Annotated in this window: 23 protein-coding genes; 13 read left to right on the plus strand and 10 right to left on the minus strand. The window is 40.2% G+C overall.

From position 1 onward, the window contains the following. Positions 1-186 precede the first annotated feature (186 nt). On the plus strand, positions 187-1,194 hold the full coding sequence (locus A9479_RS08490) for a catalase family peroxidase (protein WP_064663191.1): 1,008 nt from the start codon (positions 187-189) through the stop codon (positions 1,192-1,194). Positions 1,195-1,210: 16 nt separating this feature from the next. Further along, positions 1,211-1,750 carry a cytochrome b gene (locus tag A9479_RS08495; RefSeq protein ID WP_064663192.1) on the plus strand — a complete coding sequence of 180 codons (540 nt, stop codon included), beginning with the start codon at positions 1,211-1,213 and terminating at the stop codon, positions 1,748-1,750. Positions 1,751-1,816: 66 nt separating this feature from the next. Here A9479_RS08495 and A9479_RS08500 read toward each other — a convergent pair whose 3' ends face one another. Genes A9479_RS08500 through hisG form a run of 6 tightly spaced genes read right to left on the minus strand, consistent with a single transcriptional unit; the run spans position 1,817 to position 7,517 of the window. After that, complete coding sequence (locus tag A9479_RS08500; RefSeq protein ID WP_028834570.1) at positions 1,817-2,542, minus strand: 1-(5-phosphoribosyl)-5-[(5-phosphoribosylamino)methylideneamino] imidazole-4-carboxamide isomerase; 726 nt, start codon at positions 2,540-2,542, stop codon at positions 1,817-1,819. A gap of 33 nt (positions 2,543-2,575) precedes the next feature. Next, positions 2,576-3,166, minus strand: a complete 591-nt coding sequence (gene hisH / locus A9479_RS08505; RefSeq protein ID WP_064663193.1) for an imidazole glycerol phosphate synthase subunit HisH — start codon at positions 3,164-3,166, stop codon at positions 2,576-2,578. Then, the gene (hisB, locus tag A9479_RS08510) at positions 3,163-4,224 is read right to left on the minus strand and encodes a bifunctional histidinol-phosphatase/imidazoleglycerol-phosphate dehydratase HisB (protein ID WP_013463294.1); all 1,062 of its coding nucleotides are present in this window, start codon (positions 4,222-4,224) and stop codon (positions 3,163-3,165) included. Before hisB ends, hisH begins: the two co-directional genes overlap by 4 nt. After that, entirely contained in the window at positions 4,221-5,321 is a 1,101-nt protein-coding gene (gene hisC, locus A9479_RS08515) for a histidinol-phosphate transaminase (RefSeq protein ID WP_064663194.1), read from the minus strand. Before hisC ends, hisB begins: the two co-directional genes overlap by 4 nt. Continuing rightward, positions 5,311-6,612 carry a histidinol dehydrogenase gene (hisD, locus tag A9479_RS08520; protein WP_013463296.1) on the minus strand — a complete coding sequence of 434 codons (1,302 nt, stop codon included), beginning with the start codon at positions 6,610-6,612 and terminating at the stop codon, positions 5,311-5,313. The genes hisC and hisD overlap by 11 nt, the downstream gene beginning before the upstream one ends. Positions 6,613-6,617: 5 nt before the next feature. Continuing rightward, positions 6,618-7,517, minus strand: a complete 900-nt coding sequence (gene hisG, locus A9479_RS08525; RefSeq protein ID WP_064663195.1) for an ATP phosphoribosyltransferase — start codon at positions 7,515-7,517, stop codon at positions 6,618-6,620. A 396-nt stretch (positions 7,518-7,913) separates the two neighbouring features. Between hisG and A9479_RS08530 the strand changes: the two genes are divergently transcribed. From A9479_RS08530 to A9479_RS08555, 6 genes are all read left to right on the plus strand, one after another. After that, positions 7,914-8,147, plus strand: coding sequence for a hypothetical protein (locus A9479_RS08530; RefSeq protein ID WP_013463298.1), 234 nt, complete (start codon positions 7,914-7,916; stop codon positions 8,145-8,147). A 497-nt stretch (positions 8,148-8,644) separates the two neighbouring features. Next, the gene (locus A9479_RS08535; protein WP_064663196.1) at positions 8,645-10,828 is read left to right on the plus strand and encodes a M4 family metallopeptidase; all 2,184 of its coding nucleotides are present in this window, start codon (positions 8,645-8,647) and stop codon (positions 10,826-10,828) included. 71 nt (positions 10,829-10,899) lie between these two features. Then, positions 10,900-12,756: a M28 family metallopeptidase gene (locus A9479_RS08540; RefSeq protein ID WP_064663197.1), complete on the plus strand. Its 1,857-nt coding sequence runs from the start codon at positions 10,900-10,902 to the stop codon at positions 12,754-12,756. Between the two features lie 100 nt (positions 12,757-12,856). Continuing rightward, positions 12,857-14,773, plus strand: coding sequence for an ATP-dependent DNA helicase (locus A9479_RS08545; RefSeq protein ID WP_013463302.1), 1,917 nt, complete (start codon positions 12,857-12,859; stop codon positions 14,771-14,773). Positions 14,774-14,781: 8 nt separating this feature from the next. Next, the gene (gene tsaB / locus A9479_RS08550; protein WP_016900163.1) at positions 14,782-15,483 is read left to right on the plus strand and encodes a tRNA (adenosine(37)-N6)-threonylcarbamoyltransferase complex dimerization subunit type 1 TsaB; all 702 of its coding nucleotides are present in this window, start codon (positions 14,782-14,784) and stop codon (positions 15,481-15,483) included. 74 nt (positions 15,484-15,557) lie between these two features. Further along, on the plus strand, positions 15,558-15,887 hold the full coding sequence (locus A9479_RS08555; RefSeq protein ID WP_016900164.1) for a hypothetical protein: 330 nt from the start codon (positions 15,558-15,560) through the stop codon (positions 15,885-15,887). A 65-nt stretch (positions 15,888-15,952) separates the two neighbouring features. Here the strand turns inward: A9479_RS08555 and A9479_RS08560 are convergent, their stop codons facing one another. Next, the gene (locus A9479_RS08560; RefSeq protein WP_064663198.1) at positions 15,953-17,239 is read right to left on the minus strand and encodes an alkaline phosphatase; all 1,287 of its coding nucleotides are present in this window, start codon (positions 17,237-17,239) and stop codon (positions 15,953-15,955) included. 187 nt (positions 17,240-17,426) lie between these two features. Here A9479_RS08560 and A9479_RS08565 point away from each other — a divergent pair, with 187 nt between their 5' ends. The 3 genes from A9479_RS08565 to rnd all read left to right on the plus strand — a co-directional run bounded on the left by A9479_RS08565 (position 17,427) and on the right by rnd (position 21,227). Beyond that, positions 17,427-18,278: an alpha/beta fold hydrolase gene (locus A9479_RS08565; RefSeq protein WP_064663199.1), complete on the plus strand. Its 852-nt coding sequence runs from the start codon at positions 17,427-17,429 to the stop codon at positions 18,276-18,278. A gap of 115 nt (positions 18,279-18,393) precedes the next feature. Then, entirely contained in the window at positions 18,394-20,046 is a 1,653-nt protein-coding gene (fadD, locus tag A9479_RS08570; protein WP_064663200.1) for a long-chain-fatty-acid--CoA ligase FadD, read from the plus strand. 50 nt (positions 20,047-20,096) lie between these two features. Then, positions 20,097-21,227 (plus strand): ribonuclease D, encoded by a 1,131-nt coding sequence (rnd, locus tag A9479_RS08575; protein WP_064663201.1) that lies wholly within the window; start codon positions 20,097-20,099, stop codon positions 21,225-21,227. Positions 21,228-21,281: 54 nt separating this feature from the next. Here the strand turns inward: rnd and minE are convergent, their stop codons facing one another. Genes minE through minC form a run of 3 tightly spaced genes read right to left on the minus strand, consistent with a single transcriptional unit; the run spans position 21,282 to position 23,066 of the window. Continuing rightward, positions 21,282-21,545, minus strand: coding sequence for a cell division topological specificity factor MinE (gene minE, locus A9479_RS08580; protein WP_008111532.1), 264 nt, complete (start codon positions 21,543-21,545; stop codon positions 21,282-21,284). Between the two features lies 1 nt (position 21,546). Next, the gene (gene minD, locus A9479_RS08585; RefSeq protein ID WP_013463309.1) at positions 21,547-22,356 is read right to left on the minus strand and encodes a septum site-determining protein MinD; all 810 of its coding nucleotides are present in this window, start codon (positions 22,354-22,356) and stop codon (positions 21,547-21,549) included. Between the two features lie 5 nt (positions 22,357-22,361). Next, positions 22,362-23,066 carry a septum site-determining protein MinC gene (minC, locus tag A9479_RS08590; RefSeq protein WP_013463310.1) on the minus strand — a complete coding sequence of 235 codons (705 nt, stop codon included), beginning with the start codon at positions 23,064-23,066 and terminating at the stop codon, positions 22,362-22,364. Positions 23,067-23,221: 155 nt separating this feature from the next. On the opposite strand from minC, the gene A9479_RS08595 reads away from it, so the two are divergent. Together A9479_RS08595 and A9479_RS08600 are read left to right on the plus strand one after the other, a co-directional pair. Next, entirely contained in the window at positions 23,222-23,503 is a 282-nt protein-coding gene (locus A9479_RS08595) for a YcgL domain-containing protein (RefSeq protein WP_013463311.1), read from the plus strand. Then, entirely contained in the window at positions 23,496-24,512 is a 1,017-nt protein-coding gene (locus tag A9479_RS08600; RefSeq protein ID WP_064663225.1) for a lytic transglycosylase domain-containing protein, read from the plus strand. The genes A9479_RS08595 and A9479_RS08600 overlap by 8 nt, the downstream gene beginning before the upstream one ends. The last annotated feature ends 40 nt before the right edge of the window (positions 24,513-24,552 follow it).

Consider the following 24,552-nt stretch of genomic DNA (forward strand, 5'->3'; position numbering starts at 1 on the left):
TAAATTGAAATATTAATTGCTTGGGGTCGGTCTTGTGAGTGTCGTGTCGGTATAACTAAATAAAAGCTATCCGATCTAAAGCATATCTCAGTAATGGTTAGCCATTAATTTAAAGACGTAATTAAAACTATGAAAAATTCCAAACATAATCATCATGAAAATAATCATACGAGGTCTAATCCTACCATGAGTAAAAAAATCACCTTAATTGCAATAATTACTTTATTTGCACTGACGATTTTATATTTTACCGGCGCTTTTAACAGCGATGCGGTTACTGCGCAGCGTTTTGTTAATTTACAACAAGGTGAGCAAGCCCATGCGGGTTTTCGTCGAGCCCATGCAAAAGGTATTTGTTTAGCGGGGTCGTTTGAGTCTACCGGTGAGCTTGCTAAATATTCGCAAGCCAAGGTATTTGATTTAGGCGCCACTCCTTTTGTTGGCCGTTTTTCTATTGCGGGCAATAACCCAACCGCGCCTGATTTAAAAGCACCGGTGCGCAGTTTAGCGTTTTCTATAACAACCGATGATAACCAAGAATGGCGCGTAGCAATGAACACGCCTCCAGTTATGGCTGTAGCGACGCCAGAAGCGTTTTTTAAACAGTTACAAGCGCTATCCCCTGATCCGGTAACTAAAAAACGCAGTCCTGAAAAAATTAAAGCCTTTTTTGCCGCACACCCTGAAAGTGCCGCATTTAATAACTGGAAAGCAAGTTATAAACCAACTAACAGTTTTGCCACTGAGCAATACCACAGCATTAATGCTTTTTATTTGGTTGATGAACACGGTAAAAAGCACGCCGTACGTTGGATAGCTAAACCACAATTAAGCGATGAAAACATTCAACCACTTAATAATGATTCAGCCGATGCATTGCAGCTACAACTTAAAGATCAAGTTGCTCAAGCCCCTGTTAAATTCGACATGCTGTTTAGCTTTGCAACCGCTGAAGATGATGAAAACAACCCAACTGTTTTATGGCCACAATCACGCAAAACAATTAACGCAGGCACATTAGTAATCTCAAGCCTTCAGGCGCAAGAAGGAGGCGTGTGTGCTGATATGAACTTTGATCCCTTGGTACTTCCTACAGGGATAGAGCCAAGCGCCGATCCTATATTACGTGCCCGTGGCGCGGCTTATGCTGAGTCATTTCGTCGTCGTGCTAAAGAAGTACTTTTAAATAATTAATAACAGGAAATATCGAATGAAAACAATTAATAAATACTCGGCGTCGAGTATGCTTATTCACTGGGCGATGGCGTTAATCATACTTTCTATGTTATTTCTTGGTTTGTCGATGGTGCAAAGTTTAGCGGTTTGGCAAGTAGAGGCCATTGCGCTGCATAAGTCATTTGGTATTTTAGCGTTGGTGTTAGTTGCTATTAGATTAATCAATAAAGTCGTCACCACTAGTCCTGCATTACCACCGAGTGTGCCTAAGGCTCAAGCACTAGCCGCGCATTTAACCCAAGTGGGTTTATATGCATCTATGATTTTAATGCCGATTTCTGGTTGGTTAATGCAAAACGCTGATGGCCGTCATGTGAGCTTTTTTGATTTATTTACTTTGCCTAGCTTAGTTAGTAAAGATATTGAAACGTATGCTTTTTTCCGTGAAGCACATGGTTTAATTGCTTATGCATTTTTATTGTTTATCTTTATGCATGTAAGCGCTGCGCTTTATCATGGTTTAATAAAGCAAGATGGCGTATTAGGCTCTATGTTACCTGGTAAGCATAAATAAACTAGTAGTTTTATACAAAAAAGGCACAGATGCGCTCGCACCTGTGCCTTTTTTAGAGCTATATTTTTAGCTTAATTTAAGCGCGTCTTCTACGCTAAAAGCACCGTCTAATAAAGACTTGCCTAAAATTACGCCGCCAACACCAAGTTCATTTAGCTTTTTAATATCATCTAATGAACTTACCCCACCTGAGGCTTGTACTTTAATATCTGCATTATGATTAATTAAATCTTCATAAAGCGCAAAAGAGGGGCCGGTCATGGTGCCGTCCTTACTGATGTCCGTACATAAAAAATCAATAATGCCCAGCTCTACATAAAAATCAATAAGTTCAAATAGCCCAAACTCAGATTCATTTAACCAACCATGGGTTGCTGGCGCCCAGCCGGACTCTGTTTTATTAACATCAAGGGCAATCACAAAGTGCTCAGCGCCAAATTGTTCAATCCAAGCTTTAACCTGTTCACGCTTTTCAACTGCCATAGAACCAATAACCACTTGGTTTGCACCGGCTTTTAACCAATCGCTCACATCTTGCTCTGAACGAATACCGCCACCCACTTGGTAGGGCACATCCAGTGCTTTTGTGGCTGCTTGAATATGTTGCCACTGCTTTTTACTTGGATCGCGTGCGCCTTCTAAATCAACTAGGTGCAGTTTACCCGCGCCGCTGTCAGCGTATTCTTTTAGGCGAGCGCCAAGTTCAAAGGGGTAAAACTGTGCGGTATCATATTTACCTTGATACAAACGTACAATTTGATTTTGTAATACGTCTAATGCTGGAATAATCACTGTGTATCTCTTTTATTATTTATGAACAGTCGCTTATAACTGCCAATCTAGAAAGTTTTGTAATAAACGGGTGCCTACTTTAGCACTTCGCTCTGGGTGAAATTGCATACCGGCATAATTATCTTTAGCAACAATGGCTGAAAAAGTTTGCCCGTATTCACTACTGACTAAAGTGGCATCGTTAACGGTGTGCGCAAAGCTGTGCACATAATAAACCTGATCGTCTTTATGCAGCCCTTTAGTTAGTGGGTGTGCTTGTTGGATAGATAAGTTATTCCACCCCATATGCGGTGACGTTAAACTACCTACATCCAGTGCTTTTACTTGGCCTGGTATTTTACCTAAGCATTGCACGTTACCTTCTTCGGTGCTTTCGCACAGCAGTTGCATCCCCAAGCAAATTCCCATTAGCGGGCGCTGATATTCGTTAATGGCTTGCTGCCAACCATTATCGACTAGGCGCTTCATAGCCACAGATGCATGGCCAACACCAGGTAAAATAGCGCGCTCATAGCCCACTAATTGTTCTGGCGAGGTAATAACGGTAGGGGTTTTACCTAAACGCTCAAATGCAAAGCGTACCGAGTTAATATTGGCACAACCGGTATTAATTATCGCTATCATAAACACCCCTTAGAGCTGGCTGTTTGTTGACTTGTATCTTGTGCAATTGCCATACGCAGTGCCCGTGAAAACGCTTTAAATAAGCCCTCTACTTGGTGATGACAGTTACCGTCACTTACCGACAAAATAAGGCTAATTGCAGCGTTATCACTTAAGCTTTTGAAAAAATGCTCTACCATTTGTACGTCTAAATCACCGGCTTTTTCGCGGCTAAAGTTTGCGTTTAACACAAACGAAGCACGTCCAGATAAATCTATTTGCGCTTCGGCTTTACATTCATCCATAGGCAATGCAAAACCATAACGCGCTATTTGTGATTTTGTGCCAAGTGCTTGTTTAAGAGCAACCCCTAAGGCAATACCAATGTCTTCAACAAGGTGATGCTCGTCTATGTGTAAATCGCCTTTGGCTTTAATGTTTAAGCCAATGTTTGCGTGGGTGCGTATTTGATCAAGCATGTGATCAAAAAAGCCAAGGCCGGTGTCTATGCTACCGTTTTTAGTTTGATCAAGATTAACCGCTACATCAATTTGTGTTTCTTTGGTATTGCGTGTAACACGGCCTTCACGGTTGGCTGTGGTCAGCTTAGTAACAATAGCAGGCCAGCTACCATCATATAAAATACCTTCACAACATAAGTTTTGCGCAAGGCCAATATCTGTTTGGCGGTCGCCAATTACAAAAGAGCGCGCTAAATCTACGTTTCCAGAGCGCATAAGCTCGGTCAGTAAGCCTGTTTTTGGCTTACGGCAATCGCAGTTTTGTTCATCAAAGTGTGGGCAAATGAGTACATCTTCAAAGTTAATCCCTTGGCTGTTGAGTATGTCCATCATTTTGTCTTGGGCTATGTCAAAATCCGCAGTAGGGAAACTGTCAGTGCCTAAACCATCTTGATTAGATACCATAACTAGGCGATAACCAGCGGCTTGTAGTTGTAATAATGCCGGAATAACACCAGGTAAAAAAGCCAACTTTTCAAGGCTATCTACCTGTTTGTCGGTGATTGGCTCTTCAATAATAGTGCCGTCACGGTCTATAAATAAATAGGGGTTACTCATGATACTTCCTGTTGTGATAGGGCTGTTGGGGTGGTTAAACCATCGAGCCAAATTTTTACTTGTTCTAATTCTTGTTCGCTACCAATTGAAATGCGTAGCCAGTCGTCTTCACCGTATAAGGTAAATGCCCGCATGACTAAGCCTTGTTCAAGGGCAACTTTAAAGCTGTTTTTATCGGCCAATTTTAAGGTAACAAAGTTGCCTTCACCAGTGAGAATTTTTAATACAGCAGGGGAGGCGTTTAACCACTCTATTAGCTTTAATTTTAAGCTGTTTAAAATGCTCACCTGGCGACGCATAGAGGTAATGGCATCAGGGGCAATGGCTTGCGCTGCAATACTCGCTACCACGCTCGATACCGGATACGGTGCAATGACTTTACGAATGGGCGCAAGTACACTGGCTTGAGCGAGGGTAAACCCGGTTCGCAGGCCTGCCAACGCAAATGCTTTTGACAGTGTACGTAGCACTACAATATTACTAAACTCGTTTATAAGTTGTGTTGCACTTTGCTCTGGGCAAAACTCAATATAGGCTTCATCAACAATCACCAATGCTTTACCAGTAAGTGCGGTGGCAATGGCTTTTACTTTATCTAGCGGCGTTAAACTACCTGTTGGGTTATTTGGATTACAAATAAACACCAGTTTTGAGCTACCGACCGCAGTGACAATATCATCAACATTGGCTGTTAATAATAACTCTTGAGTAAGCGCGTTAATAGCCACATTGTGCGTATCAGCAGTGACTTTATACATACCGTAGGTAGGCAAAAACAGCGCAATACTATCTTTAGCTGGCTGGCAATACGTGCGTATTAAAAGCTCAATGCCTTCATCTGCACCTCGCGTCATAAGGACACTGTCGCTTTGAAGCTCGGTATAAGCTGCATAGCGATCAATAACCAATTGTGGCTGAGGGTCGGGGTAGCGATTTAAATCTTCAATACTCAGCTCAAGGTTTTTAGCATATGGGCTTTCGTTGGCATTGAGCCACGTTGTGCCTGTTAACTTTTCACTTTTAGCCGAGCTGTAAGCAGCAAGCGCTTTAATATTATCGGGTAATAAGCTGGTTGCCTGGGCGCTCTCATTGCTCATTGTTTATTGCCTCTAAACGAATTGAAACCGCATTAGCGTGGGCATCAAGGCCTTCTGCGTCTGCCAGTGGTAAAATAGCTTTTGAAAGCTCAGTTAAGCCACTTTTACTAATAGTTTGTACTGTGTATGTGCGGAAAAAATCAAGTAAATTCAAGCTAGAATAAGTTGCACTGTAGCCATAAGTGGGTAATACGTGGTTAGTACCCGATGCATAATCGCCAGCCGATTCTGGTGTGTAGTCGCCAACAAATACTGAACCTGCATTTTTAACCGCATCAAGGTACGGGCTTGCATCTGCCAGCTGTAAAATTAAGTGCTCTGGCCCATATTGCGCTGATACATCAAATGCTTGCGCTATTGAATCCACTAAAATAAGTGACGAATTGGCCAACGCTTGTTCAGCGGTGTCTTTTCGGCTTAAGTTAGCTAATTGACGAGTAAGCGCGTCTTGTGTTTGTTTAATAATAGTTTCGCTGTTACACAATAAAATAACTTGCGAGTCGGCGCCATGCTCTGCTTGTGAGAGTAAATCGGCCGCAATAAACTCTGGATTTGCTCGTTCATCTGCTATCACTAATACTTCAGATGGACCTGCTGGCATATCAATCGCCATTCCTGGAATTGTTTGTGCAACTAACTGCTTTGCCATAGTCACAAAGCTATTACCTGGGCCAAAAATTTTATTCACTTTAGGTACTGATTCAGTGCCGTAGGCCATTGCAGCAATCGCGCCTGCACCACCGCTTTCAATAATAGTGGTGATACCACATAATTTAGCAGCATATAAAATAGCAGGATTTATTGCTTTATCGCCTTGTACGGGGGTAGTGAGTACCACGGTTTTTGCACCGCTTAACTGCGCCAATACGCCTTGCATTATAACTGACGATGGCAATGGCGCACTGCCACCAGGTACATAAATACCGACCGCTTCGATGGCTTGATATTTCAGTTCACATTCAACGCCCGGTTGAGTCGATAACTTAATATCTTTAGGCAGTTGCGCTTGGTGAAAACATTTTACATTTGCATAAGCGGTATCAATTGCATACTTAAGCTCAGGGCTTAGCATTTTCTCAGCGGCATTAATTTCATCAAGTGGAACACGTAAACGCGGCTCAGCTCGGTTATCAAACTCTTTTGCTAATGCTAGTAATGCTGCATCGCCTTGCGCATTTACTTTTGCCAAAATAGTTTGGCAAATACTTTCTACTTTTTCACTCGCTGATACAGCAGGGCGCATCAGCGCCGCTGCTTGAACCTGTGATGATTCTTCATTCCAACGAAGCATGGCTGTTACTCCATCATTTTTTCAATTGGCATAACTAAAATAGAATTCGCGCCGAGGGCTTTAAGTTGCTCCATGGTTTCCCAAAATAACGTTTCGCTACTTACCATGTGCAATGCTACATATTCGTCAGATCCTGCTAGTGCAAGTAATGTAGGTTGACCAGAACCAGGCAGGATTTCACAAATTTCATCCAGCTTGTCTTTTGGTGCGTGTAGCATGATGTATTTGCTTTCTTTGGCTTGCTTAACACCACGCAAACGCGGCATCAATTTATTGATAAGCGCGAGTTTGTCAACATCTTGCAGTTGGGTGTTTTGAATTAAACAAGCGTTTGACTCTAAAATGGTATCACCCTGCATCAAGCCATTGGCTTCAAGGGTTGCACCTGTTGAGACCAAATCACAAATGGCATCAGCAAGACCAGCACGCGGCGCCACTTCAACAGAGCCTGTGAGCATAACAGTGCTGGCGTTGATGCCTTCGCGTTTTAAATATTGGCTTAAAATTTCAGGGTAGGTGGTTGCAATACGTTTGCCTTCAAACCAGCTTTTGTCTTGCTTACCTAGTTCTTGTGGCCATGCAAGTGCAAGACGACAGTAACCAAAATCTAATTTTGATAATTTAGTTACTTCGCTTGGAACGCCTTGGCGCTCTCTTTCTGCTTGTACTTCAACTAAAACGTTTTCGCCAACAATACCTAAGTCACATACACCGTCCATAACTAAACCTGGGATATCGTCATCGCGTACACGTAAAACGTCAATTGGCATGTTGGTTGAGTGTGCTATAAGGCGCTGCTCGCGAAGGTTGAGTTTTACACCCAGTTGCTTAAGCAGATCTTGACAATCTTTAGATAGGCGGCCGCCTTTTTGGATGGCGATACGAAGACGATTACTATTATTCATTACTCATTTTCCTTTAATTTAAAAACTAAAAACCCCGAGGGAAACCTCAGGGCGAAAATGAATCTTGGTATGTTGATTCGCCAGAGGTTTCCTTTTAGGAACAACCTCTCAGCGAAAGACCTGACAGGTTATTCCGATGAATGATGGTGGTGATGTACTGCTGTCAGAGTGTTGCGCATTTTTTATCCTGTTTAGCTATTCGTTATTATGTTAACGCTTAGCTGCTGTTTGTTTAATAAATTTCGCATTTATAAAAACACATAAACCAATAGCATGGCAAGAAAAATTTTCTTAAATTAAAGAATACCTTATAACTGTCGATAATAACTAAAGGTTTGCTTTATTTATCAACAGTTTTATAGTGATTAAATTACATTCAATTCAATGGAGGCACGCATGGATATAATGATCCCTTATTTAGGGCCTATTACGCGTTTAACGCTTGAATCTAAAGGGGCTTTTCATATTGCTGGGGTTCAACAAAGTGCCAGTGCCAAAAAAGTCGAGTTAGAAGAGCGTAAAAAAAGAGAAGTAGAAAAGCAACATAAGCTGGCGTTTGACGAAAATAAATCGCGCAATAAAACCGCTGAAGAAGATGACGACAAACCCCATTTAGATACATGGGCTTAGTACAAGTGATTGGCGATACCGTTATTGCCTCAAGTTAAAATCGCCCTCAATAAAAGCAAATTTGTTTAAACATAGCAAATAGTGGTGCATGGCTATGAACTGCGTGTTTTTAAAACTATTCCCTACCCATTTAAAATAGATTACCCCTCTTTTAAAGCTCAACAGGTAAAGTATTTTCCTTTGCAACTACATGCTCATTGAGCAGTCGATTAGTGATTAACAATAAAGCGTGTGATTTTAAAATCTAATGCTTTTTGCTGGCTGTTTTATGTAAATATATGTATACGAAATGTTGTTTCTGGCCTTCATTAGTTAAAACAGTAGTTTTTAAATCATTGTAAAATAATAGATTAATTTTCGAGCTAATACTTTAATTGTAAATTAAATGTTTAATTTTCGTTATTTAAGTTTGTAACCTACTCTGATCCTCAATCGGGTACAAGGTGTGCCGGTTAATACAAATATATTAAAAACTTAAACTTTAACGGAGCGTAAACGTGAATTTATCTAAAATCACAATAGCAACTTTTGCTGCTTTAACTTTGGTTCAAGCAACAAATGCAGTAGCTGCGAATAAGAAATACCTAAATCAACAACCGACAATTAATAATATGGTGCAATCAAACTCTGCTTCCTTGTTATCAGTAAGTCCAAATCAGTTGATTGGGTTGAGTGTAGGGAACGAATTAGTTGTATTAAAAGAATTTACTAGCAATAACGGAGAAGTAACCCGCCGCTATCAACAAACGTATCAGGGCATTCCTGTCATTGGTGATACGGTCAGCTTAACATTTAATAATGGGATGCTTAAAAAAGCCCATGGTGCAGCTGTTTATAATATTGATGAAGATTTATCTGATGTATCGGCTAAATTGACAAAAAAAGATGCGATTTTAAAAGGGTCTAAAACGGGTATAGCTGCAAAATCAGTAGGCTTAAAAAAACATAATGAGCAATCCAGACTTGCTATCTGGGTTGACGATCAAAATAAGGCGCATTTAGTTTATGAAGTGTCTTATATTACTTATGGCAAGTCACCATCAAGGCCATACCTGATCATTGATGCTAATACCGGTGAGGTCTTGCTTAGTTACGATAACCTGCAACATGCCAATGCAACAGGCCCTGGCGGTAATCTAAAAACAGGCAAGTATTTATATGGAACTGATTTTGACAGCCTAGATATTAGTCAATCAGGTAATACTTGTAGCATGAATAACGCAAATGTTCGCACTATTAATTTAAATGGCGGAACAAGTGGCTCTTCTGCGTATTCATTTACATGTCCTGAAAATACATTCAAAGAAATAAACGGTGCTTATTCACCGCTAAACGATGCTCATTTTTTTGGTAACGTTATTTTTAATATGTATAACGATTGGTTAGGGACTGCGCCTTTGAGTTTTCAGTTACAAATGCGGGTTCATTACTCAAGTAACTATGAAAATGCGTTTTGGGATGGCAGCGCAATGACCTTTGGTGATGGGCAAAATACATTCTACCCGTTGGTCAGTTTAGATGTTTCTGCGCATGAAGTCAGCCATGGCTTTACTGAGCAAAATTCAGGCTTGATTTACAATGGTAAACCAGGCGGATTAAACGAAGCATTTTCGGATATGGCTGGTGAAGCCGCTGAATTTTATATGAAAGGTAGCAACGATTGGCTAGTCGGAAAGGATATTTTTAAAGGTAATGGTGCACTGCGTTACATGAATAACCCTACCCAAGATGGCCGCTCCATAGATAACCAAAGTAACTATTATTCAGGTATGGACGTGCATTATAGTTCAGGTGTTTATAACAAGGCATTTTATAATTTAGCAACCACGCCGGGTTGGGATACGCAAAAAGCCTTTATCGTAATGGCACGTGCTAACCAACTATATTGGAGTGCGGGTGTAGGCTGGGATTTAGCCGGTAACGGTGTGATGGATGCAGCCTGTGATTTAAATTATGACCCTAATGATGTAAAAGCCGCTTTGGCTGCGGTAGGTGTTAATTCAAATCTTAGTTCAGGTAGTGATTGTGCTACACCACCACCACCGACTGACGATGAAGCGTTAACCAATGGGGTAACCCGTACGGGTATTAGCGGCGCAGAAAAAGAGCAACTATTCTTTACTTTGGAAGTCCCTGACGGCGCAACAAATCTTCAATTTAATACAATGGGTGGCTCAGGTGATGCAGACCTATATGTTAAATTTGCTAGTAGACCAAGCTTAAATAACTATGATTGCAATAGCACAACATCTACCAGTACAGAAAGCTGCAACATAAGTAATGCACAAGCAGGAACTTACTATGTAATGGTTGAAGCATGGAGTGCTATAGCTGGCGTATCGCTAACGGGTAGCTACTCTGATGGGAATGGTGGTGTGACGCCAATTAATAGAACTGAGTCTAATATTAATGTGACTACTAATAACTGGAGCCGTTTTACTCAAGATTTATCAGAAGGGTATAGCACTTTAAATATTAGTATTGCCGGTGGTAATGGTGATGCTGATCTTTATGTAAACTTTGGCTCGCCTTCAAGTACGTCTTCATACTTATGTAGACCCTACAAAAATGGTAATAATGAAGAATGTACATTTGATAACCCACAAGCAGGTACTTGGTACATTGATTTAAGAGGTTACAGCTTAGCAAGCGGGGTAACACTCAACGTAACGGCTAATTAGGCATACATATCAAAAGGGGCTTTGCCCCTTTTTTAATGCTTAAAATAAAAGTGACAAGATAAGGAATATTTATGAACTACTTTAAACAGTTAGCAGTTATTACTACTTTAACCTTAAGTTTTAATTGCTTAGCAAATGAAAATCCAGACAATATTTGGGTCACCATTGACTCAACTGCAGCCCAGCATTATCAACATGAACAAGGTACATTTTTGCAAAAAATGCAATTTGCGCATAGAAAATCAAGTATTTTACCTGACGTTGATTTACTCAGTGTACCGCGTGACGCAGTAAACAATTTAAGTGAGTTTATGCACCAGAACTATAACCGTTGTGGTGGGTTTGTTGCGCATAGTTCGTTCGAAGAAGCGAATGATTACGCAAAACAATTAGCTGTTGTTCAAAATAGCCAAGCTACATCAGCCTTTAATTATTCAATTGATAATGCGCAAACAGTACAAAGTTTAATTAGTGCACAAAGCCCAATTAATTTACAAAGCACTGTAAATTCACTCACTAGTTTTAATAATCGTTATTATACTTCGCAAACCGGCGTTGATGCCTCACAGTGGCTGCAAAGTTATTGGCAACAAATTGCCAGCGTTCGAAGTGATATAACCATTGAGAGTTATCAGCATAGCTGGGCGCAATCATCAGTGATTGTAACCATTGCAGGTGCTGAAAATGCAGATGAAATTGTTATTATTGGGGGGCATTTAGACTCGATTAACCAAGCAAATCCAGCACAAGGGCGCTCTCCTGGCGCGGATGATAATGCATCGGGTATTGCAGTGTTAACGGAAGCGTTAAGAGCAATTGTTGATACAAATTATAAACCGCAAAAAACTATTCAAATAATGGCGTTTGCAGCAGAGGAGGTGGGGTTAAAAGGGTCTAAAGCTATAGCCAGTAGCTATCGTTCGCTGGGTAAGAATGTAGTTGGCATGGTGCAATTTGATATGACTGGTAATAACGGCAGTATCGAAGATATTATTATGATGACGGATTACACCACCAATGCTCAAAACCAGTTTTTAGCCCAGCTGATAGACACCTACTTACCACAAATTAGTTATGGCTTTGATCAATGTGGGTATGGTTGCTCCGATCATGCTTCGTGGTATCAACAAGGGTTTGCGGCCTCTATGCCTTTCGAATCAAAAATGAATGACATTAACCCACTGATACATACACAAAACGACAGTAATTTTGACGCTGATCATGCAATTAAATTTGCTAACTTAGCCGTTAGCTTTGTTGCAGAATTGGCAAAAAATGCCGGTGATGTCACTCCGCCAAATAATAATGAGTTAGTCAATGGTGAACCAATTTCTGGTATCAATGCCACTGCTAAAGAGCAGCTTATCTATACATTGAATGTACCAAAAGGAGCGCAAAACTTAAGCTTTGAAACCTCGGGTGATAATGGCGATGCCGATTTATACATTAAATATAATCAGGCGCCCACGTTAACTGATTACGACTGTAAAAGTACCTCTGCCACAAGTAATGAGCGTTGCGACATTCCAACCAGCAATGAAGGCACTTACTATGTCATGGTTGAGGCATACAGCGCAATTAATAATGTTTCTTTGACGGGCAGTTTTGAGCCAGCAGGCGCTTTAGAGCCCATTAATCGCGTAGAAGATAATGTTAGCGTAAATACAGGTGATTGGCAGCGTTATGAGCAACGTTTAGCCACGGGTTATGCCTCCCTGAACGTTGCTATTTCAGGCGGAAGCGGCGATGCTGATTTGTATTTAAATTTCGGTGCGCCATCTTCAAATACACAATTTGTGTGTAGGCCATATAAAAACGGCAACACAGAAAGTTGCACTATTTCTGCACCCCAGGCAGGCGTATGGCACATAGATGTTAAAGGCTATCGTAATGCAAGTGGCATTAAGTTAACTATAAATGCACAATAATTAATAGGGGCACAAGCCCCTTTAAAGGCCAAATTCTCACGCTATTTGGCTTGCCCTTCATCAATAGCTTACGTAGAATCCCGCTATTATTTTTTATAAAGTGATTGGTATTATCAAACAGCTGTTTAGTGCAACCGGGCCTTTGGCTTTATCAATAGATGGATACTCACCACGCCAACCTCAAATTGATATGGCCGTGGCTGTTGAGGATGCATTAAAAACAAGTTCCCAGCTTGTTGTTGAGGCCGGTACTGGCACAGGTAAAACCTTTGCTTATTTAGCGCCAGCCCTTAAATCTAAAGGCAAAACAATAATTTCAACCGGTTCTAAAGCACTGCAAGAACAGCTGTATCATCGTGATTTACCGGTGTTAGTAAAAGCCTTAGGCGCGGCTAAAAAAACGGCACTGTTAAAAGGGCGTGCCAATTATTTATGCACTTATCGGCTTACCCAACATGTTGCACACGTACCCACAGACGACCCTGATGTAATGCACCAACTTGCTATGGTTGCTAAATTTGCCAGTGAAACGCATACCGGTGATTTAGCCGACTGTATTGGTATTGAAGAAGATGCCAAAGTGTTGCCGTATGTCAGCTCTACTGCAGATAACTGTTTAGGTAAAGAGTGCCCTGACTTTCAAGAGTGCTACATTCGTAAAGCGCGTTTAAAAGCAGGGGATGCCGACGTTGTCGTAATTAACCATCATCTATTTTTTGCCGATATGGCGGTTAAAGAGTCTGGCTTTGCAGAGCTAATGCCCAACGCAGATGCCTATATATTTGATGAAGCCCACCAGTTAAGTGAAATTGCCAGCGACTATTTTGGCGAAACCATGAGTACTAAAAAGCTGGTGGATTTAATTAATGATTTACGCGCTATTTACCGCGCTGAAATTCCAGACATGCTGCAATTAGGAAAAAGTTTGAATAAACTGGAAACCAGTGTCGCCGATTTAAGATTGCAGTTTGGTGTGGACGGTAGCCGCGGGGATTGGCGTGAAAAGCTCAGTAATAAGCTTATTTGCTCTGCATTACACCGCGTTATTAGTGATTTAGAATTTGTGTATCAGGTTTTAAAACATTGCTTAGAACGAAGTGATAAAATTGAACACCCATTTGAGCGGGTGTTGGCATTTAAAGGCCAGTTAGAGCGCGTATTTGATACCGCCCAAACAGGCTTTAGTTATTGGTACGAAACCACGCGGCGCTATTTAACCATTAATATAACGCCACTGAATGTATCGGCTAAATTTGCTTTGATGATGAAAGAGTCTGGCGCAGGGTTTGTGTTTACCTCGGCCACGTTATCGGTCGACAACGAACTCACTCACTTTAATGCCAGCCTTGGGTTAAAACCAAAGCAAAGTATGATGGTAGACAGTCCGTTTGATTATGAAAATCAGGCGCTATTGTGCTTACCGCGCTATTTACCTGAAACCCACGCAGATAATATGCCGCATGCGATTGTAAAGTTAACTCTCGAACTCATAAAATCAGCAAAAGGGCGTTGTTTTGTGCTATTTACTAGTTACCGAATGATGCATTTGGTGGCTGAGGGCTTAACCACACAAATGGACTATCCGGTTTACATGCAAGGGCAAATGTCTAAACGCATTATATTAGAAAAATTTACCCGTCATGGTAATGCCGTGTTGCTCGGTACAGCCTCCTTTTGGGAAGGGGTTGATGTAAGAGGCAGTACTTTAAGCTGTGTTATTATCGACAAACTGCCGTTTGCAGCGCCCGATGATCCGCTTTTGCAGGCTAGAATGCAAGATTGCCAAATGCAAGGAAAAGACCCGTTTGCGCATATTCAGTTACCACAAGCGGTTATTGCCTTAAAGCAGGGCGTAGGTCGCTTAATTCGTGATAACAAAGATAAAGGTGTGTTAGTAATTTGCGATAATCGTTTAGTTACACGCCAATATGGACAAGTATTTTTAAAGAGTTTACCGCCAATGCGCCGTACACGTAGCTTAGAAGATGCAAATACATTTTTAAAACATATTAATTGAGTACAAAAATGATCAAAAGTAACATTCTCGCCCTAGACGCTTCTACTGAGGCTTTATCGCTTGTTTTGCATTATCAGGGTAAAACATTTCATCATTTTGAAGAGTGTCCGCAGCAGCATAGCCAAAAAATTCTGCCACTTATTGATGAGCTGCTTAATAAAGCCAATTGTAAATTAAAAGATTTAGATGTTATTGGCTTTGGCCAAGGTCCAGGCAGCTTTACGGGTGTGCGTATTAGTGTGGCCATAGCACAAGGGCTTGGGTATTCAACGAATTTACCGCTAGTGGGGGTTTCTACCTTAGCGGTTATGGCGCAACAAGCGTTTGAACAATTTGGCGATGAAGTGGTTTATTCAAGCATTGATGCGCGTATGGGGGAAATATACTTTGCTCAATACCAAGTTAATAATAATTTGATGACACTTCAAGGTGAAGAACGTGTTTTTAAGCCAGAACTGCTTGATGCTTCATTGATAGACACAAACAAAACAGCAACCGGCGTGGGGACTGGATTTAAAAGCTACCCCGATGCATTAACTACATTTACAAATGTGAGTGTACACCCTGAAATTACGCTACCCGATGCACAATACATGTTAGCGTTAGTGGATGCACAGTACCTTGCAGGTAATGGCGTAAAAGCAAGTGATGCTCAGCCTAAGTATGTGCGTGACACAGTGACATGGAAAAAATTACCAGGCCGCGAGTAACGCTAAGTTGTATTGTTTGCATATTGAGCTATTTTAAATCATAATTTAAGCATGTTGTTGGTTGGAGAAGCGTAATGTCGCTGCCTATAAGCTCTGGTTTTTTTACTGGTGATATCCCTGCTAAGGTGCGTTCTACTGCTGTTGTCACGGCAAAGCCTGAACGACTATCAGAGCAGCCAATATCACAGAAAACCAATACAGATTATGTTAAGAGCAGTCCTGAAGGGCTTGAACTCGCAAAAGAGTTTGTAAAAGCGAACACCAAAGAGGCCCAATATAGCCAAACTATTTACGATCAACCGAGTGCGCAAGTCAGTAAGGCAATTTCTACTTACACTGAGTTTGCTAATTTAGAGCGAAGAGCTGAAGTTCAAAGCTTAATTGGTGTTGATATATACGCTTAGCTAAGATTAAAAAAGCAAAAAAAGCCCGAATACTTTATTCGGGCTTTTTATTTTCATACTAGCGATTACTGTTCTATGTAACTAATCAGTTTTTTAGCTATGTCAGTATTGTTTTGCGAACCAATAAAGTCATCGCTATTTTTACCATAGGCAAATACTTGCACATCGGAAGCGGTATGTCCGCCCGTTGTCCAACCAGTGAAACTTAAATCATTGATAATGCTTTTAACCGCTAAATTAAGGGTTTTTTCACCCATGGCTTTAGCTTGCTTAAGTTTAATTTCGTTTTCAGTTGTAAACTCAATACGGGTATTAGCCTGCCATACCGTTTTAAGGTTATCTGATCCCATTAATAATTTGGTTAATGTACCCGCAGTGGCTTTAACACCTTTGATAATGTCGGTTTCCCATTTATATTGGCCATGCGCGCCAATGGTTAAACCGCCTGTAGAGTGATCAGCCGTGATCACTAAAATAGTGTCTGGGTTGTTATCTACATAGGCTTTTGCCGTCTCGATTGATCTTGCAAAGTCATCCATTTCAGCCATTGCACAAGCAATGTCATTTGCGTGGCCACACCAGTCAATTTGGCTGCCTTCAATCATTACAAAAAAGCCTTTATCGTTTTGCCCATCAAGCAAATCAAACGCTTTAGAGGTTAACTGTTTTAATCTCGTAGGGTTTTCATCTAGCGCAAAAGGTAATCCCTTAGGTGCGTATAGACCAATGGCAGGGATTTGTGTGATTTGACCTAAGTTTTTAATATCGTCGCCGTATTGATAACCTGCTTTTTTAAATTCGTCGACTAAGTTTCTGTCATCACGAATAAAATATTGAGTTCCACCGCCTAACATTAAATCAACCGGTAATTTACCAGCAATTTTATTGTCAATGTAGTCGTTTGCGATGTCATCATAATTTCTTCTTGATTCATTATGCGCGGCAAAACTTGCAGGTGTTGCATGGTTAATTTGTGAAGTAGCCACTAACGCTGTTGTCATTCCTTGCTCTTTTGCAATTTCTAGCATGGTTTTAACCGGTTTTTTGGCCGTATCGACAGCGATTGCGCCATTATAACTTTTATGGCCGCTGCTAAGTGCAGTTGCACCTGCTGCGCTGTCTGTTACATAAGTATGGTCATCAGGATAAGTGTGCGCCATGCCTTTTAACATAGTGTCGAAAACGGTTGTTTCTATTTCTTTTGTTGTAGGGTCATCTTTGTAATAACGATAAGCGGTAGTGAAAGCGGGACCCATGCCATCACCAATCATATAAATAACATTTTTAGGCGCTGTTTGAGCGAATGCTCCTGTTGTACATAAAAGCGCTAATAAGCCGAACTGTTTTTTCATTGTGTGTACCCTTTAAGTGTACTTATTTTAATAGCGACTATTATTGTATACCGATAGCAAGATAAATAAATGAATATGTTATGAAATCTTGAAATTTAAGTGTGTGTTCTATTAGTTCAGTTCTATTATTTGTGTATTAACTCTTGTATGTTATGGCCATAACCAAATAAAAAAGTTGAGGTTTGCGTTGCAACCATTTTCGGTAAAAGCTAATGACCTAGATATACACGGTATTAAATTTGGAGACGGTGAAGACGTCGTTATCGCTCTGCATGGCTGGCTAGATAATAGTGCTAGCTTTGTGCCTATGCTGAGTCGAGCTGCACCTTCGCAAACATGGTATTGCATTGATTTTCCAGGGCATGGACTGTCATCTTGGCGAAGCCCTCAGGCACATTACTACTTTATTGATTATGTGGATGATGTGTATGCATTAATCACAGCGCTTAAGTTAAAGAAGGTACACTTAGTTGGTCATTCTATGGGGGCTATGGTAGCAGGGCTGTTTGCTAGTTGTTTTAGTGAGTATGTAAAATCTGTTTCTTTTATTGAAGGTTTAGGTTGTGTTACTACCGATAGCGATGAAGTGTGTTCTCAGCTAAGAAATGCCATACTAAACCGAGCAAGGCTTAGTACAAAAAAATCACGGGTATACACTTCAAAACAACAAATTTATCAAGCACGTGCAAAAACAACTGATTTAAATAATGAACAAATTGCATTGTTGATGGACAGAAACATAAAACAAATGCACAGTGGTTTTGAGCTAACTTGCGATCCTAAGCTTAAAAATCACTCAGGTTTTCGATTTGATGAAGCGCAATGTATTGGTGCAATAAAAGAATTAATTGCACCATGCCAATTAATATTAGGTGATAAAGGTTATCCATTTGTAAAACAAAATCTAGACAAGTATAGTAAATATTACAATAACTTGAGTGTAATAGATGTGCCTGGTGGGCATCATTGCCATATGCAAAGTAGTGGACTATGTTTTGAACACATTCACGCATTTATGGTGCAAAGTAGTGCATGTTAATTGTATATTACCGATAAATGTGGGATTATCTCTAGATTAGAGTATTTGCTCAATTGTGAAAGTGCCTTACTTAGATTAAGGTTAATAAAAATATAATTATAAACAGGGGCTAAGAGTGGAAAAAATCTGGCTTAAGCGCTACCCAGAAGGTATGCCTGAAACAATCGATCCTGAGCACTACAACTCGTTACTCGAAGTGTTTGAAAAAAGTTTTAATGATTACAAAGATTTACCTGCATTTACTAATATGGGTAAAACATTGTCATACAACGAAATTGACGCAGCAACAAAACGTGTTGCGGCTTATATTCAAAACGATTTAGGATTAAAAAAAGGCGATAAAGTCGCTGTTATGATGCCTAACTTGTTGCAAACCCCAATTGCTATATTAGGTATTCTACGCGCAGGGTGTGTGGTGGTTAACGTTAACCCGCTTTATACCGTTCGTGAGCTAGAGCACCAATTAAAAGATTCTGAAACATCAGCAATATTTATTCTTGCTAACTTTGCTGTCACGCTTGAAAAAGCACTGCCAAATACTGACGTTAAACACATTGTGGTTACGCAGGTTGGTGACATGATGGGTGGTCTTAAAAAGCATTTAGTTAATTTTGTGGTTAAGCATTTCAAAAAGATGGTACCAAGCTATACGTTGCCTAACACGATTAACTTTTGTGATTTATTAAAAGCTGATCTGAATGGCTATAAGCGCCCAGAGGTTAACTTAAGCGATTTAGCATTTTTACAATACACAGGTGGTACAACCGGTGTGTCTAAAGGGGCAATGCTGAGCCACGGTAATATGGTGGGTAACCTTGAGCAAGTATCTGGTTGTCTAGATAACGTGCTTGAGCGTGGTAGAGAAGTGGTTATTACCGCGCTACCGCTTTATCATATATTTGCATTAACAGCGAACTGTTTAGCATTTATGAAATACGGCGGCTTAAACGTTTTAATTACTAATCCACGTGATATGCCTGGATTTGTAAAAGAGCTTAGTCAGCATAAATTTACTGCTATTACAGGTGTGAACACTTTATTTAATGGCTTATTAAATACCCCTGGTTTCTCTGAGCTTGATTTTAGTCACCTTAAAATGTCATTAGGCGGCGGCATGGCAGTACAACGCCCTGTTGCAGAAAAATGGCAAAAGGTCACTAACAGCAAACTAATGGAAGGCTATGGCCTGACAGAATGTTCTCCTTTAGTCACAATTAGCCCGTATGATTTAGAAGCTTATAATGGCTCTATCGGTCTACCTGCGCCAAGTACTGACATTAAATTAATGCTCGATAACGGTGAAGAAGCCGCTAAAGGTGAGCCGGGTGAACTGTGGGTAAAAGGTCCGCAAGTAATGCTTGGTTACTATAATCGCCCTGATGCAACGGCTGAATGTTTAAAAGATGGCTGGTTTGCAACTGGTGATATTGCCACTTACGATGACGAAGGTTTTTTCTACATTGTCGATCGTAAAAAAGACATGATTATTGTTTCAGGCTTTAATGTTTTCCCAAATGAAATAGAAGAAGTGGTTGCCATGCATGAAGGCGTGCTTGAAGTGGCCGCGGTTGGTATCCCTCATGACATTAGTGGTGAACAAGTTAAAGTTTTTGTTGTGAAAAAAGACCCTTCTTTAACTGAAAAAGATATAATAAAACATTGTCGTGATAATTTAACTAATTACAAGGTTCCTAAACTCGTTGAGTTTAAGGATGAGTTACCCAAAACTAACGTGGGTAAAATTCTCAGAAGAGCCTTAAAAGATTAGCAACTATAAAAAAGCCGACATCAGTCGGCTTTTTTATTGTAGGAGACTCAGTGCACTACCAATTGATCCAAACCCAAAATGAGCTTAATACGTTTGTAGAACAAATTAAAAACAAACCCATTCTTGCAATTGATACCGAGTTTATGCGCCGCCGTACTTTGTATCCAGAAGTTGCACTTATTCAAGTTTATGATGGCGAACATTTAGCGCTTATTGACCCGCTTGCCGAGCTTTCCTTGTTTGATTTTTGGCAAATACTTAAAGATCCTAAAGTGCTAAAAGTACTCCATTCACCCTCAGAAGATATTGAAGTTTTTCAAAAGTACGCAGGGTTTGTTCCTTATCCTTTATTCGATACCCAGTTTGCACTTCAGCTATTAGGTGAGGGAAACTGTATGGGCTTTGCCTTAATGGTGAAAACATTATTGAATATTGAGATTGATAAAAGCGAATCGCGCACTAATTGGTTACAACGCCCCCTTACCCAAAAGCAACTTGAATACGCTGCTGCTGATACGTATCACCTGCTGCCTTGTTTTGAGTTAATTATAGATAGCATTAAAGCTGCTGATTTATTTGATATTGTGATCAATGAAAGTGAATTAGTTGCCAATAAACGTGCTTTTCAAATTCCGGATGAGCTACTTTACAAAGAAATTAAAAATGCATGGCAACTTAAGCCGCATGAACTAGCGGTACTTAAAGAGTTAGCAGTATGGCGTCGAAATAAAGCTATTCGTAAAAATCTAGCGCTTAATTTTGTGCTTAAAGAGCACAATATGACCGAAATTGCCAAACGAGGCCCTTCAAGTTTAAATGCTCTGAGACAAATTCCTGGGGTAGAACCCATTGAAGTGAATCGTTCTGGGGTTGAAATTTTAAAGTGTATTGAGCAGGCCAAAGCCATTCCAGCTGAGCAACACCCACAAGTATTAAAGCGGTTAATTGATTTTCCTACCTATAAAAAAGTAGCGAAGGAGATCAAACAAAAAATTACTAAAGTTGCTAAAGAGCATAACATTCCAGAAGACGTTATGGCCTCTAAAAAGCAAATAAATCAGCTAATTAGTTGGAACTGGAAGTTAACTGCTCAGCAAAAAGAAAAACACATAAAACCAGATTTACTCAGCTCATGGCGATATGATTTTGTTAAAAATGCGCTAAAAGAGTGGGATAATTAGAGTATTAAATAGCTTGATGTAAAAAATAAAAAGGGCGCTTAGCGCCCTTTTTTATTATTTCTTTTCTTCGTCAGGTAATGTGACATTGAGCTCGAGTACCGCTAAATCGTCTTCATTTTGATCAAACTGAACTTGAACCGCATCGGCGCCTACATTAACGTACTTACGAATGACATCAAGAATATCTTGCTTTAATTGTGGCAAGTAATCTGGTGTTCCACGCTGAGAACGCTCGTGCGCGACAATGATCTGCAATCGCTCTTTTGCTAATGACGCACTGTTTTTCTTTTCTGAGCGGAAGTAGTCAAGTAAAGACACATTAACCTCCAAATATCCGTTTGAATAAACCCTTTTTCTCTACATCTAAAAATCTAAATTCAACCGTTTCGCCTAATAAACGACTGATCGCATCAGCATAAGCTTGACCTGCGTCTGATTCGCTATCAAGAATTACCGGTTGTCCAGAGTTTGATGCACTAAGCACTGCTTGAGATTCAGGAATGACACCTAGTAAGTCGATGGCTAGGATGTCCTGGATATCTTCAACAGATAACATTTCACCTTTTGATACACGATCTGGATTATAGCGTGTTATTAGCAAATGCTCTTTAATGTTTTCTAATCCTTCTTCGGCACGTTTCGATTTACTGTGTAAAATGCCTAGAATACGATCCGAATCTCGTACTGACGAGACTTCAGGGTTGGTTGTAACTATCGCTTCATCAGCGAAGTACATCGCCATCATAGCTCCGGCTTCAATACCTGCAGGAGAATCACAAACAATATAGTCAAAGTCTTCTTTCAACTCGTTCAATACGCGTTCAACACCATCACGGGTGAGTGCGTCTTTATCGCGAGTTTGTGAAGCAGGAAGTAAAAATAACTTTTCTACACGTTTGTCTTTTATGAGTGCTTGATTAAGGTTAGCTTCGCCATTGATCACATTAACAAAGTCATACACTACGCGACGTTCACAACCCATGATGAGGTCTAAATTACGTAAGCCGATATCAAAATCGATGATAACAGTTTTGTAGCCTTTTAATGCTAAGCCTGTACCAATTGCTGCGCTTGATGTTGTTTTACCAACACCCCCTTTACCCGAGGTAACGACAATTATTTTTGCCATGAGATTTATCCTTTAACCAAAGCTGAAATTTCTAAAGATTCATTTTTTTGTTGTATTTGAACTGCGTTACCCCAGTGTTCACCTTGCAGTGAGTCACTGATCCAGTAATTACCATTGATTGAAACGAGTTCTGCTTCTAATTTATTACAAAATATGTATGCGTTTTCGAGCCCTTTTGCGCCGGCAATTGCACGCCCTCGTAGGGTTCCGTAAATATGTACATTGCCATCGGCAATCACTTCTGCGCCATGGCTTACCGCGCCTAACACCACCAAGTCGCGGTCTTTGGCGTAAACTTGTTGGCCTGAGCGCACCGCACCATTAATAATTTGCGCTGGTAAATACACGGTTTTTTCTACAACCGAAGTATTTGACTCTACTCTTGCGGGTTCACTCTTAACGTCTTGTGAATAGTTTAAAACAGATAACCCTGCGGCTTTTGCCTGTTTATGCTGTTCATCCGAACCATTACATACACCTACAGCATTAAAGCTCATGCGTTCAATAAGCGATTTTAAGTGAACAAAGTCGATTGCGCTGTTTTTTACTTCAATTAAATTGACGACAATGGGGGCACCCTCAAAGAACTTTGGGGCTTGGGCAATTTTTACATACAGTTGTTCTGCTAAAAGGTTAATATCAGTACTATAAAGATGTAAAACTGATAACGTAAAAAGGTTGCCTTTTAGCTCAAAAATTTGGTCCGACATAGATGCTCAACTGGATTGTCTAGTTAGCATGTAACTTTATATAAACCTAGGCTGAACAAGGCTTTTATTACAGTTTCCACACTAATTTTTATAACTTATTATTATTGCCATGTTATAGTGTGTAGCACTGTTAAGCAAGATTTTATAGGGCCATAATGCTAACTGCGGTATATAAAAGTAAGAAAAAAGCAGATACTTTCTTATTTATTGAAAAAAGAGACGATTTTAGTAAAGTTCCGGAACCTTTAATGGCCATGTTTGGTCAACCTCAGTACGTGATGATCATTAACTTAGCGAAGCGGACTCAATTAGGCGTAGCGGATTTAGACACTTTAAAACAGTCGCTTAGCGACCAAGGCTATTATTTACAAATTCCGCCACCAGAGGAAAACTTGCTAAGTCAATTAAGAAAACAAAATGGAGCAGATAGTGATTAAAAAATTAGCGGTTGTATTGTGTGGTGTGTGTTTAAGCTCATCGGTGATGGCAAAAACACAAGCTGAGTTTCAGCAATATCTTACTAATTTAAAGCAAGAGGCAATAGCAAAAGGCTACGATACTCAGTTAATTGAGCAAGCATTTGCCACTGCATCTTATAAAGAAAAAGTCATTTCAGCAGACAAAAACCAGCCAGAAGTAAAAGAAACGCTGGAAACGTATTTACCAAAACGAGTACCGCAATGGAAAATAGATCGTGCGCGTAAATTGTATAAAGAAAACCAAGAAATCTTAGAAAAAGTAGCAAAAGATTTTGGTGTTCAAGCGCGTTTTATTGTGGCTATTTGGGGTTTAGAAAGCAATTTTGGCGCTATTCAAGGCGGCCACAATGTTATTTCATCCTTAGTAACTTTAGCATTTGATGGACGTCGTGAAGCGTTATACAAACGCCAATTGTGGGCAGCACTGGATATATTAAAGTCGGGACATATCACGCTTGATAAATTTAAAGGCTCGTGGGCGGGTGCAATGGGGCAAACCCAGTTTATGCCAACCTCATTTAATGCTTACGCCGTTGATTACAATAACGATGGCCGCAAAGATATTTGGACAACCAAAGAAGACGCGTTTGCTTCAATTGCAAATTACTTAAAGCAAGAGGGTTGGAATGATAATTTAACCTGGGGTCGCCAGGTACAATTGCCCGCTGATTTTGATAAGCAGTATATATTAAAGCGCGGTACTAAAACCCGAAAGCAATGGCTAGAGTACTGGGATAAATCAGAGCGCTCTTTAGCAGATTGGCAAGCATTAGGTGTTCGTCGTGTTGATGGCAGTGATTTACCTACGGTTGCTGTAGATGCAGCACTGGTGATGCCGGATGATATAAATGGACGCATGTATTTAGCATACGATAACTACAAAGTATTTATGCACTGGAATCGTTCATACTACTTTGCAACCAGCGTAGGTTATTTGTCAGATAGAATTGCTTACCCAAAAATTTAAGCTAAAGCGAATAACTAAAAAGCCGCTCATTGCGGCTTTT

This window comes from Pseudoalteromonas sp. MQS005 (assembly GCF_001661605.1).
In the GTDB taxonomy this organism is placed as follows: Bacteria; Pseudomonadota; Gammaproteobacteria; order Enterobacterales; family Alteromonadaceae; genus Pseudoalteromonas; species Pseudoalteromonas tetraodonis.

Excerpts from the sequence above, each read along its gene's own strand:
- A9479_RS08490 (WP_064663191.1), top strand. The coding sequence starts at position 187 with ATGAGTAAAAAAATCACCTTAATTGCAATAATTACTTTATTTGCACTG.
- A9479_RS08495 (WP_064663192.1), top strand. The coding sequence starts at position 1,211 with ATGAAAACAATTAATAAATACTCGGCGTCGAGTATGCTTATTCACTGG.
- hisH (WP_064663193.1), bottom strand. The coding sequence starts at position 3,166 with ATGATAGCGATAATTAATACCGGTTGTGCCAATATTAACTCGGTACGC.
- hisB (WP_013463294.1), bottom strand. The coding sequence starts at position 4,224 with ATGAGTAACCCCTATTTATTTATAGACCGTGACGGCACTATTATTGAA.
- hisC (WP_064663194.1), bottom strand. The coding sequence starts at position 5,321 with ATGAGCAATGAGAGCGCCCAGGCAACCAGCTTATTACCCGATAATATT.
- hisD (WP_013463296.1), bottom strand. The coding sequence starts at position 6,612 with ATGCTTCGTTGGAATGAAGAATCATCACAGGTTCAAGCAGCGGCGCTG.
- hisG (WP_064663195.1), bottom strand. The coding sequence starts at position 7,517 with ATGAATAATAGTAATCGTCTTCGTATCGCCATCCAAAAAGGCGGCCGC.
- A9479_RS08530 (WP_013463298.1), top strand. The coding sequence starts at position 7,914 with ATGGATATAATGATCCCTTATTTAGGGCCTATTACGCGTTTAACGCTT.
- A9479_RS08540 (WP_064663197.1), top strand. The coding sequence starts at position 10,900 with ATGAACTACTTTAAACAGTTAGCAGTTATTACTACTTTAACCTTAAGT.
- tsaB (WP_016900163.1), top strand. The coding sequence starts at position 14,782 with ATGATCAAAAGTAACATTCTCGCCCTAGACGCTTCTACTGAGGCTTTA.
- A9479_RS08555 (WP_016900164.1), top strand. The coding sequence starts at position 15,558 with ATGTCGCTGCCTATAAGCTCTGGTTTTTTTACTGGTGATATCCCTGCT.
- A9479_RS08560 (WP_064663198.1), bottom strand. The coding sequence starts at position 17,239 with ATGAAAAAACAGTTCGGCTTATTAGCGCTTTTATGTACAACAGGAGCA.
- minD (WP_013463309.1), bottom strand. The coding sequence starts at position 22,356 with ATGGCAAAAATAATTGTCGTTACCTCGGGTAAAGGGGGTGTTGGTAAA.
- minC (WP_013463310.1), bottom strand. The coding sequence starts at position 23,066 with ATGTCGGACCAAATTTTTGAGCTAAAAGGCAACCTTTTTACGTTATCA.
- A9479_RS08595 (WP_013463311.1), top strand. The coding sequence starts at position 23,222 with ATGCTAACTGCGGTATATAAAAGTAAGAAAAAAGCAGATACTTTCTTA.